Origin of the sequence: Psychrobacter sp. AOP5-GZ1-6 (assembly GCF_052376345.1) — a bacterium.
GTDB lineage: Bacteria > Pseudomonadota > Gammaproteobacteria > Pseudomonadales > Moraxellaceae > Psychrobacter.
This window is the reverse complement of the sequence record NZ_JBQSVP010000099.1, coordinates 1-11704: the sequence shown is the minus strand read 5'-3', so window position 1 is coordinate 11704 and position 11704 is coordinate 1. Positions and strand designations below refer to the sequence as shown.

Annotated in this window: 10 protein-coding genes; 2 read left to right on the top strand and 8 right to left on the bottom strand. The window is 41.9% G+C overall.

Annotated features, from left to right (window positions below):
* Together ACT3RN_RS11615 and ACT3RN_RS11610 are read right to left on the bottom strand one after the other, a co-directional pair.
* Positions 1 to 1107 (bottom strand): ShlB/FhaC/HecB family hemolysin secretion/activation protein (locus ACT3RN_RS11615; protein WP_444518657.1); only part of this gene is annotated, 1107 nt, incomplete at its 3' end.
* Between the two features lie 832 nt (positions 1108 to 1939).
* Entirely contained in the window at positions 1940 to 2302 is a 363-nt protein-coding gene (locus ACT3RN_RS11610; protein WP_192518264.1) for a hypothetical protein, read from the bottom strand.
* Positions 2303 to 2337: 35 nt separating this feature from the next.
* Here ACT3RN_RS11610 and ACT3RN_RS11605 point away from each other — a divergent pair, with 35 nt between their 5' ends.
* Positions 2338 to 3138, top strand: a complete 801-nt coding sequence (locus tag ACT3RN_RS11605) for an SIR2 family NAD-dependent protein deacylase (RefSeq protein WP_192991698.1) — start codon at positions 2338 to 2340, stop codon at positions 3136 to 3138.
* Positions 3139 to 3419: 281 nt separating this feature from the next.
* On the opposite strand, the gene ACT3RN_RS11600 is transcribed toward ACT3RN_RS11605, so the two are convergent.
* From ACT3RN_RS11600 to ACT3RN_RS11585, 4 genes are all read right to left on the bottom strand, one after another.
* Positions 3420 to 4418 (bottom strand): adenosine deaminase, encoded by a 999-nt coding sequence (locus tag ACT3RN_RS11600; RefSeq protein ID WP_192991697.1) that lies wholly within the window; start codon positions 4416 to 4418, stop codon positions 3420 to 3422.
* 129 nt (positions 4419 to 4547) lie between these two features.
* Entirely contained in the window at positions 4548 to 5072 is a 525-nt protein-coding gene (locus tag ACT3RN_RS11595; RefSeq protein WP_192518261.1) for a TPM domain-containing protein, read from the bottom strand.
* A 73-nt stretch (positions 5073 to 5145) separates the two neighbouring features.
* On the bottom strand, positions 5146 to 6318 hold the full coding sequence (locus tag ACT3RN_RS11590) for a TPM domain-containing protein (protein WP_192991696.1): 1173 nt from the start codon (positions 6316 to 6318) through the stop codon (positions 5146 to 5148).
* Positions 6319 to 6607: 289 nt separating this feature from the next.
* On the bottom strand, positions 6608 to 7240 hold the full coding sequence (locus ACT3RN_RS11585; RefSeq protein WP_192518268.1) for a LemA family protein: 633 nt from the start codon (positions 7238 to 7240) through the stop codon (positions 6608 to 6610).
* Between the two features lie 797 nt (positions 7241 to 8037).
* Here ACT3RN_RS11585 and ACT3RN_RS11580 point away from each other — a divergent pair.
* Positions 8038 to 9597, top strand: coding sequence for an alanine/glycine:cation symporter family protein (locus ACT3RN_RS11580; protein WP_192518259.1), 1560 nt, complete (start codon positions 8038 to 8040; stop codon positions 9595 to 9597).
* A 492-nt stretch (positions 9598 to 10089) separates the two neighbouring features.
* On the opposite strand, the gene ACT3RN_RS11575 is transcribed toward ACT3RN_RS11580, so the two are convergent.
* On the bottom strand, positions 10090 to 10713 hold the full coding sequence (locus ACT3RN_RS11575; RefSeq protein ID WP_192518258.1) for a fasciclin domain-containing protein: 624 nt from the start codon (positions 10711 to 10713) through the stop codon (positions 10090 to 10092).
* A gap of 277 nt (positions 10714 to 10990) precedes the next feature.
* Positions 10991 to 11569 carry a fasciclin domain-containing protein gene (locus tag ACT3RN_RS11570; RefSeq protein WP_192518257.1) on the bottom strand — a complete coding sequence of 193 codons (579 nt, stop codon included), beginning with the start codon at positions 11567 to 11569 and terminating at the stop codon, positions 10991 to 10993.
* Between the last annotated feature and the right edge of the window lie 135 nt (positions 11570 to 11704).

The following is an 11704-nucleotide window of genomic DNA, read 5'->3' as shown; positions in this document are numbered from 1 at the left end:
CATTTTGCTGTGGCTGTCACGGTGGACCAAATGGCTGACGAGCGCTTCAGTGTTATAAGAGTCGCCGCTATAGACGTAGTCTTGATTGGCACCCGCGATGGTTTGATCATAGTTATAGCCACTGTGGGTCAGTGTTAGTTGGGTATTATTGATGGGCAGCACGTAGCCGATATTATAGCCTTGGCTACCATTATCTTCGCCATCACCGCCGCCATCTAAATTGTGGTTATAAGATAGGTATAACAAATCGTTTTGCCAAGTGGGATTGTCTAGTGATAGCGTGACATTACCTTGATAAACACCCGTACTTTCCTGTCCTGAATCATCAACAGAGGCAGACAGACGCCAGCGCTTGTCTTGCTGCCATTTAACTTGAATATCACTGTAACCAGGCTCGGTCATTCGGCTGCTAGGTGCAATGGAGAAGTCCGCGTCAGCGGTTGGTACGCGCTTAAAGTTCTCTAGTGACTGCTCGATATCACGGACATTGAGTAAATCACCAGAATGCATGGGCATGGCAGGGGCAAAGTTGGCAGGATTGCCACTGTTATCAATATAAACAGGACGACTGACTTGAACATCGACAGCGGTGATTTGGTCAATACGACCGGGAATAAGGGTGAGCGTCAAGTGACCAGATTTTAGATTTTGGTTTTGTACCAATACCCGAGTGGTGACGTAACCTTTTTCGATAATTCGATTCTGTACATTGGTGACCAGCTGGTTGATATCATTGACTGATAGACAGCTGCCCAGTAAAGATGATTTACCTTTGGTATAAGGCATGAGTGCGAAAGTGAACTTTTCGCTCAGCTCACCTGTTAGGTAGATATGGTCAATATCAAAACAAGGGATTGAAGCGGCATCAGCGTTCTGAGAACTGGCGGGCACTATAGAAGTGGAAGGCGCTTGTTGATACGTATCAGTATTTATATTGACATTGGGCTTAACCAATTGTTGCTGTTTTAAGGCTTCACTACGCTGCTCTTGGTACTGCTCAGGCGTAAGCGCATTGGCATTGACACCCATACAAATGCTGACAATACTGATCGTTAAAAAGCCTAAAGTATGGCCAGCTACATTAGTTCTCGAAATACTTGTATACATAAGTCCACCATTTTTATAGTGAAAGGATTATGTATATAACAGTTACTTATTGCAAGTATTTTTTATTATTTTCGCAGTGAATAGTTTATATACTATGTAACTGTTTTTTCTCTATTTTATTTACAATCCTTATATTCATATAAGTAATTATTATCAATAGGTATTTGCATAGAATTAGCGTAGGTTTATAGAAATTGCAATGACCGCATATACAAAGACCATTAACAATACAAAAGAACATGATAGATAATAAGTATTTTCTGAGAATATAATGCAAGAGATTTAGTCAGGATGCTCTAGAGCTACTAGAGCTACTAGAGCTACTAGAGCTGTAATTATAGGTAAATCTAACAATTACTTGCAACTTTCCTTTTGATTGAATATTACTTAAAAGGCTCTAAGTCTGTTGCTTAAAAGGTGATGGATTTAATAGCATCAAGTTTTTGATAGTAGTGGAAACAATAAACTACTTTCACAGTAGATTGTTTAGATGAGCTTAGAGGCTCAGAAAATACTTGAAGAGATAATGCATTTATTACTTTAAAAGACACTAAAGGTCGTTGGCTATATTTTAATGAAAACCTTTGTACGTATGCTATAACAACTTATCATACATTAATGCTATTTAACGAAATATGGTGGTTCTAGCCTCCGAAGCCGAGGGTCGTGGGTTCGATTCCCGCCGAGCGCACCAATCATTATATTTACAATCTTGCTTCACTCTTCCTTTGCCCTGCTCCAAACAACCCTTACTCATCAAATCAGCACTTCAAGATGTTTACAGCTTTTCTATGCCTATCGAACTTAGCATTTCTCACCTATAGAGAAAGCCTCACTCTGCATCTTGCAAGTTAACAGTCAACTGAGCGCGACTAGGCACACGGTGGTAATTGATCACAGGAACATCACCCAAACGACGTTGACCAACAGCCAACTTTTTATCAATCGTAAGCATCGCAATCTTTTTGCCTTCTTTGCTAATGAGCAAATGGTTCGCCTTACGGGTGACTCGATAATTAGCAAAATACTGCTTTAATATCGCTGAGGTTTTTTGTAGAGCATCATTCGGTGCTACATTTTTTGACTTCGCGCCACTATGTTTTTCGTCTGCTTTTGCACCACGCGATTTTGCCACGAACCATAAAACCACGATAATGGTAAACAGTATGACAAGCCACCAAATTCCATCTATCATAAGAAAAAACATCCATCATTGACAAGGGTTGGCTCATGTTAGCAGAATTATCACCAACGTTAATAGCGGAAGTAGAACTTGCCACCAAGTTGCTAAAACCAGCACAACGTATTTGCATTTTGACAGGGGCTGGTATTTCTGCAGAAAGCGGCATCCCAACGTTTCGAGACAAGCAAACCGGCTTATGGGAAAATTATGGCGTAGAGGACTTGGCAACACCAGAGGCGTTCATCCGTGATCCAAAACTAGTATGGTCATGGTATCAATGGCGTCGGCAAGTAGTCGCAGATAAAACCCCAAATCCTGCGCACCATGCTTTGGCACAGTGGCAGTATCATGCTCAATCAACGGAGCAGCAGCTGACACTGATCACTCAAAATGTCGATGATTTGCATGAGCAGGCTGGCAGTACTGTGACCCATTTGCACGGTAATCTATGGCGTCATAAGTGTGGTCAGTGTGAGGCGCCTGTCCAAGAGCAAGCAAGAGATTCGTATAGTAGCCAAAACACTGTCGGTTATGACGAAGCACTAATGACTTGCGCCCAGTGTGGTGGTTATATCAGACCAGATATTGTATGGTTTGGTGAGGCGCTGCCTGTAGATGAATGGCACACAGCTGAAAATGCTGCGACTAACTGCGAGGTCTTTATCAGTATTGGCACCTCCAGTCTCGTCTACCCTGCTGCTGGTCTGGCGCAATCAGCCAAACAAAACGGTGCGCAAGTTATCGAAATCAATCCAAATCCCACGCCAAATACATTCGTTGATATCACGTTAGCAGAGAAGGCTGGCATAGTACTGCCGCTGCTGATAGAAGAAATTACTGCTTTATAATGGCTACTGCTAGTAAATATTACTAGGGCGTGTCTTCAATTCACTCGATTCACTCAATAGTCATCTCAATGGACTAAAAATGGCTGAATCTTACCAAACATCGTCAAATAGCTGGTTAATATCCCGATATTATCTGCGCTATTTTCCTTGTTTGACAGTAATTTATTTTGTTTGGTCGTCATTTTTTAAATGAAGACACGCCCTAACGACAGACAACAAAAAAGGCGTAACGATTTATATAAACCGTTGCGCCTTTTCTGCTCATAACGAACTCATTAAGGTTAGTTCAATGCCAGATCCACTTTCGCTAAATACAGCTCTTTTAACTCATCATCTATAAATGACGATCTAAATGAGTTTTTGACCAAGGTGATGATATCATCTTCCGTTAACGGCAGATTTTCACAGATATTTATAAAGTTCTGATTCATATAGCCTTTAAAATACGCTGGATCATCTGAGTTGACACTGATATTTAGACCATAATCTAGCAGCTCTTTGATATTGTGCTCTGCGTAGTCCCCAAAGACCTTAAGCTCAATATTAGAGTTTGGGCAAACCGTCAGTGGCATTTGCTCATCTTTAAGTCGTTGCATGAGTTCTGGGCTTTTTATGGACTGAACACCATGGTCGATTCTGTTGATATTTAATAAATCTAGTGCTTCATAAATATAAGAAAAATCAGCCTCTTCACCAGCATGAGCCACTAGCTTAAAGCCGGCCTCTTTTGCCTTTTCAAACACTTCTTTAAACTTTGACGGTGGATTGCCTAATTCTGAAGAATCAAGACCGACACCGATGATATCGTCTTTAAACACCATCGCTTCGTCCAACGTGGCAAACGCTTCTTCTTGTGATAAATGTCGTAAGAAACACATGATGATACAAGAAGTAATACCGAATTTTTCTTTGGCATCAGCCAGTGCTTCTTTGATACCCGTAATGACGGCTGCAAAAGGTACGCCTCTTTCGGTATGAGTCTGAGGGTCAAAAAATATCTCTGTGTGAATGACGTTGTCTTCAACACATTTGAGGATATATGCCCATGTCAGATCATAAAAGTCATCTTTGGTCACAAGGACATTTGCGCCCGCATAATAGATGTCTAAAAAACTCTGTAGATTATTAAAGTTATAAGCGTTGCGGACATCTTCTATGTCTTTATAAGGGATTTCAATCTGGTTTTTTTTCGCCAATCTAAACATCAGCTCAGGTTCTAATGAGCCTTCGATATGTAAATGCAGTTCTGCTTTTGGTAATTTCTTAATTAACTCTATCATAGTGTTCCAGTAGCTACTCTTTATAAAAAACACGTTATTTCTCGAAGCGCTATTGTATTTCAATTCATACTGAAACCCTAGCAAATAACGAGAACTGATGAGAATCATCATCACACTTCATGATAAACGCTACTTCAAAAACACCACGGTATCAGACAGCTCATTGCCTGCTGGATCATGCTCAAGGTGATAATATTGACGCAGCACTTGCCCTACTTCATCTAACAATTCAGCCAAGCTTTCTTCTATTTTTTGATTGGCAATACCTGATACCGCTTTTTCGCACATCGCGTGCCAGACAGTAGGACTCACATGAGCACTGATGCCGCGATCCGCGACGATCTCTAACTGATGCTCGCAAATATTGACATAAATCAAGACACCTGTGTTTTCTTCAGTGTCCCAAACTCGGTACGCACTAAACAAATCAACGGCACGCTCATGACAGTCAAGGTGATAAGCATCCTGAATGGGCAAGTGATTTTCTACAATCAAAAACACCTCGCCGCGGTGACCTCGCTCTGCTTGGGTCACACGCTCTGTCAGACGCACTTTAGCCTCTGTCGTCAGCCATTTGCTATGCCATAAAGGAACAAATACGACCTGACGCCACCAGCGAGCAAGACTGGACTTTGAAGCGTTGTTTTCTGTCATTATACTATTCCCTCTAATACATCATTACTCACGGTCATTTTGCCTCTGGTATTCTTAAACATACATTGTCTCTCTACCACGAGCCGCCAGCACCACCGCCGCCAAAACCACCGCCGCCGCCGCCAAAACCACCGCTACCAAAACCTCCGCCACCACGGCTGCCACCGCCTCCGCTACCAGGTAGGAATACCATACCACCACCTCGACGACCACCGCCAGAGCCACCTTTACCGCCACCACCACGTGAGATCAAAAACATCCAAATAAATATGGCCATAATCACCGTCATGAAGAAGCCGCCACCCAGTGCTAACGAGCCAGCAAAAAACCCACCTGCCGTTAGAATAGAGCCAAACACGCGACCAAATATATTGGTAATAAAGCTACCAAATATCATCGCCATAATAAACAAAAAAATAGGCGACGGTACTTCGTCATTGCCCTGTTGCGCACTACGCTCGGCTGCTTGCGCATCAGCACGAGCCAAGACCTCGGGGTCAGCAGTTAGACGGGTCTTTAATGCATCTACACCTGCCAATATCCCAGCACCGTAGTCGTTCTGCTTAAATAGTGGTGTGATATCTTCACGAATAATACGATTCACTGCAGCATCTGGTAAGACGCCTTCTAGCCCATAGCCAGTCAAGATATACATCTCACGGTCATTGACAGCGACAACCATTAGCAGGCCGTCATCGATATCTTCATCACCTAACTGCCATTTTTCAGCCACTTGCAGTGCATAGTCAAATATCGGCAAACCATTTGTTGTAGGAACAATAACCACTGCCGCTTGGGCGAAACCTTGCTGATAGATATTTTTTAACTGCGCCTCTAAACGCTGTTTCTCTTGCGGATTTAGAATATTGGCTTGATCAACCACTGGCGAATTCAATATCAGCTTATCTGCATCGACACTTTCTGCACTTGACCGCACTGGTGGCTGATCTGTTGTTTGAACACTGTCTGTATCATTTGCTGAGCTTTGATTGATAGCATCGTTGCCGAGCACCGCTTCATTGATGGCTTCATTACCCAGTACTGCATCATCGATGGCTTCATTGGAATCGCCTGCTTTGGCAAGTGCCACTAAATCCTCGACACTACGATCTTGCAGACTTGAGGTGCTATTAGTAGCGACAGCATCATCGTCAACATTGCCATTAGTTGCAGCATGCAGCATAGACGTACCACTGACGCTGAGCGTGAACAGCAATACTGATAAGAGTGCTTTTGAATTATTCATCTAATCTATACCACCTCAATACATCTGTACTATAGTCAATCTCATATAAATCCGACACGGTATCGAACACCTTTAGTCTACCACTCGTAACACTGTTACTTGTCTTTATAGATCCGAATCATGATACGCAAACGATAAGTTGATCGGTATTCATATTTATCAAATATCTGTATCAATACCTTCAATAAGCAGTTCGGCCGCTTACTTTAAATAAATGAAGCAGCTTTTGCCGCTCTATGCCACTTATATCTCTATGCTACTTATATATAATGCGCTTATTGACTGCACTCTACTGAGTAGTTGCTGCATCGTCATCACCAAAATCTACCGTTGGTGCCGTTGATATCGCTTCTTCATTTTCCACACTAAAGTTTGGCTTGGTCTCCATGCCAAATACTTTTGCGGTAATGTTGGTTGGGAATTGACGCACCGTTGTATTATAGCTTTGTACCTCTTGGATATAACGGTTACGAGCGACAGCAATACGATTTTCAGTCCCTTCAAGCTGCGCTTGTAAATCTTGGAACAATCCATCTGACTTTAACTCAGGATAACGTTCAGAGACTGCCATCAATCGTGACAATGCCCCTGTCATCTGCTCTTGCGCCTCTACATAACGTTCCATCGCTTCTGGGTCGTTGAGCACTTCAGGCGTCGCTGTCATACCACCAGCACGTGAACGCGCTTCAGCCACTTGCGTAAAGACTTCTTGCTCCTGCTCAGCATACTGCTGTACCACTTTGACTAAGTTTGGCACCAAATCAGAACGACGCTGATATTGGTTAACAACTTCTGACCACGACGCAGTCACTTGCTCGTCTTGCGCTTGCAGGTTGTTATAGCCACAGCCGCTAAGACCAACGGTAGAGGTTGCTAGTACTGCTGCGAGCAAAATGGGTTTTATAATTGATTGTCGCATCATCATCGTTTCTCCTAATAATGGTAAGTAACAAATAACCAGTAAGATATTTTTTAACCGTTTTCTAACATGCTATAAGCATTAAACAGATTTATATTGGACTGACTATAGTAACTCATATTATAGCCTGTAAGCTGCTCTAGCCATAATGGCCCTATAAATATGGTTTTGCCATTATTGGTTACAAAACATAATCACTTTCCGCTCTATTATTGCGGCTGTCTTGGGATATCGTTTCATATCACCACTCATTCGTGCATATATACTCGTTATTTACGTAAAATTGGATCGTACTGAATAACTATATATGCTGATGAAAAAAGAAAATTCTAGTAATTGGTACAAAAATATGGCAAATTGCAGTTACGTAGCCGTACGGTTTGAATACATTTGGTAGTGGACTTATAACACGATTAGTATTAGCAACTTCTTGATTATCGTTTAACTATCAAGTATTTACGTAGAAAATCTAATCAACCATTCCAGTAGTGTAATAAATCGATACTGCTCATAGTAAGTTGAATGCTGTCACGATCATAAGCATTTGACTATATAACCCGCTGATCTACCCGCTACTAATAGTATCAGTACTATATAAACAGTAAATCCCACTGATAAGCTAAGCGGATAGGTTCAGAAAACCACACTTCACTCTTGGTGGCTAAGCACGTATGGGACTTAACTGATACATACAAGTCGATGTAGCTAATTTAACTGTTTAACTTAAATAAGTAAGTTAACCAGTTAGCTTACTTCTAAAGCATACAAAGCCACTTTGAGACAGTACTAGGAACATACATATGGAAGGTTTTGTTAATTTAGTAAATGGAATTATCTGGAGTCCAGCACTGATCTATCTGTGTTTGGGCGCTGGTCTCTTCTATTCCATCATGACACGCTTCGTACAAGTACGCTTATTCAAAGAAATGCTCAGACTATTATTTAAAGGGAAACCTGATAACGATGGTATCTCTTCATTTCAGGCACTAGCCGTCTCTCTATCTGGTCGTGTCGGTATGGGTAACATCGCCGGTGTTGCTGCTGCCATTGGCTTCGGTGGTCCAGGTGCCGTATTTTGGATGTGGGTTGTGGCCTTTTTGGGCGCGTCAACCGCTTATATTGAGTCCACCTTAGGTCAAATTTATAAAGAGCGTGATATCGTAACAGGCGAATATCGTGGTGGCCCTGCTTATTACTTCGAGCGTGCGCTTGGTCAAAAATGGTACGGTATTCTATTCGCCATCGCCTCAATCGTTGCTTGTGGTATTTTCTTACCTGGTGTACAGGCCAACGGGGTTATCAACGCCGTTGCGCAGGTTGCAGGTGAAGGCTCAGCGATGAACTTTATGGGTATAGAGACTGGTACGACTCGTATCATGGCTCTAGGTGTTGTGTTAATCGTATTGGGCTTCATTATTTTTGGTGGTATCAAACGTATTGCAACCTTTACTGAGTATGCAGTACCCTTCATGGCAGTGGGTTATATTGTCTTAGCACTGCTCATTTTATTTGCAAATTTCAGCATGATTCCACAAGTATTCGGTAGCATCGTTGGTGATGCCTTTACTGCACAAGCAGGTTTTGGTGCTGCTATTGGTTGGGGCGTAAAACGTGGTATTTACTCTAACGAAGCAGGTCAAGGTACAGGTCCTCATGCTGCCGCAGCGGCTGCCGTTGATCATCCTGCACAGCAGGGTTTAGTACAGGCATTCTCAGTCTATGTTGATACCTTACTGGTTTGTTCTGCAACTGCCTTTATGATTTTATCTACAGGTATGTACAACATCCAAGGCACATTGCCTGATGGCCAGTTCTTGGTACAAAACGTAGCAGCGGATGTTGAAATTAACGCGCCAGCATTTACCCAAATGGCGATGGAATCTGTTTACGGTACTTTTGGTAATACTTTTATCGCGATAGCGGTATTCTTCTTTGCCTTTACCACTATCTTGGCGTACTACTATATCGCCGAAGTAAACATCTCTTACCTCACCCGCTCTATGGGTAAAGGCGCTAGTAAAGCAGGTCAGTTTGCTGTAAAACTTATCATCATGTTCATGGTTGCTTATGGTGCGCTAAACAGCTCAGGTTTCATTTGGGGACTTGGCGATGTTGGTGTTGGCTTGATGGCTTGGTTAAACATCGTTGGTATCATCGTAGTATTCTTTGTCGCACGTCCTGCCATCTCTATCCTACGAGATTACGAAGCGCAGCTCAAAGCAGGTGGCGGTACGACTGCCAAAAGATTTGTCTTTGATCCTAAAAAGTTTGGTATCAAAAACGCTACTTACTGGGAAGAGCGTCATCTAGAATTGGAAAAAAGAATGGCTGCTGATCCACTAAACAAAGAAGTTAAATAAGCAAGCTCAACCACCTGTCTAAACAACATGTTAAGACAGGTGATTACTTAATCATCTTAATCAAAGCCCAAGACAGTCGTCTTGGGCTTTTTTGTGGCCGTTCAATAGGCTCTAACCTCTTTTTACAAAGTCGTTTAATATCAATCTCAAACTATGTATATCAGTGACAACCGTCAGTAAAAACTAGAACCAGTGCGCTATATACATATATATACAATCAGCGAACTACTAAACCGCTACGGTATGAGCCTCTCTAAATATACCATTTGTACAGTCTATAGTCGGCTGCCTTGTTCTCACTTTAGGTGTCACGAACTTTCATAGTATCGCCAGTCCTCTTATCCAGTACTACTATCCAGCACTTTTATATTGATACCATTATTAGAGCGATACGCCGGGTCAACCATAAGTCAGACACAAAAAAGCCTAGCTAGTGAGCTAGGCTTCTTCGATATCATTGATAAATGATAAAACTCAGTCTATAAAAACAACTTATTCAGGCATTAATACCGCATCGATAGTGTGAACCACACCATTGGTTGCCATGATATCTGTACCGGTGATGTTGGCTGTGTTACCAGTAGCATCAGTGATGACGTTGTCTTCGCTGATAGAGATAGTTGCACCATTAGCAGTTTCAATATCAGTACCATAAGGAATGTCAGCAGCCAATACTTCTGACGCTAGCACATGGTAAGGAAGTACTTTGTTAAGTAAATCTGTATCAGCCAATAGCTCCTCTTTGGTCACGCCCAAACTTTCTAATACAGGAGCAAATGCATCATCTGTTGGTGCAAATACAGTATGCTTGGTATCTTCCATCAACATAGTGTCAAGACCAGCTGCTTGTAGTGCTGCGTTTAGGATGGTTAGATTTTCGTTATCTGCAGCAAGTTCAGCAATGGTTTGCGTAGCAGCAGCTTCGTCCATCATATCAGTCTCAGCCGCTGGATCTGTTTCGGCCATTGCATCAGTTTCAGCCATTGGCTCTACAACCACTTCTTCAGTAGTCGCTTCAGGCTCAACTGGATCAGTCGTGGTTTCTGTATCATTACAAGCGGCTAATGACATGGCAGCTGTAACAACAGCGATAGATAGTAAGTTTTTCTTTAACATGGGTATTTCCTTATCAATGAATGGTCAATTACATTATTTGATTAACAAATAGGTTTCTCAGTTAATGAATATAACAGTGAATAATTTATTTGTTGCAAACGATACCAATTGGACCAGTGCCGATTACGTCAAACTTGTTACATCAATAACTACGATTTTAACTGATTATTTTTTAATTACTGCTTACTTAGGTAGCAACACTGTATCAATCACGTGTACGACGCTATTATTAGCTTATACGTATTAGCTTGTACGGATAGCAGGTTTCAACCAAGAATTATTTAGGAAGCAAAACTTTATCGATAACGTGTACCACACCATTGTTAGCAGCAATATCAGTGTCTAAAATATTAACTGTACGACCATTTTCATCTTGTAGTTGGCCTTGATCGGTGACCACAAGTGCATCTTTACTCAGCATAGTAATCGTACCTGGCTTCACATCTGCTGCATATACTGGTGCTGCACCGTTGATCACATGGTAGCCCAAGATTTTGGTAAGCAATGGTTTGTTGGCAAACAGTTGCTCTTTCGTCATACCTGTTTCTTGCAACACTTGTGCAAATGCTTCATTGGTCGGTGCAAATATAGTGAAGTTGGCATTAGGATTAGATAATGGTGCCGCGATGCCTGCAGCTTCTACCGCTTCAACAAGCAACGAGAAATCAGCATTGCTTTGTGCTACTTGTACCACATTCATATCAGATACTGCTTGCGTATCTGTTGCTGCTTGACTACTGGTAGGTGCTTCAGTCGAGGCACTATCAGCGTCAGCTGGCATCATGCTATTACAAGCACTTAGGCCTGCAACTGAAAGTGCTAATGTACCAATGGCAGCGATTTTAGTAAGCTTCATAATTATATCCTTAAGTATTAATGATTAAGTATTTTGGCCGATGATAATGTCATCTCAATGGTTAATTTGCATTTCGTAAGCAACTATTACGTCGATACAAAGGTGCATACTTTTTTGTTAAAAACGGCTTGAGCC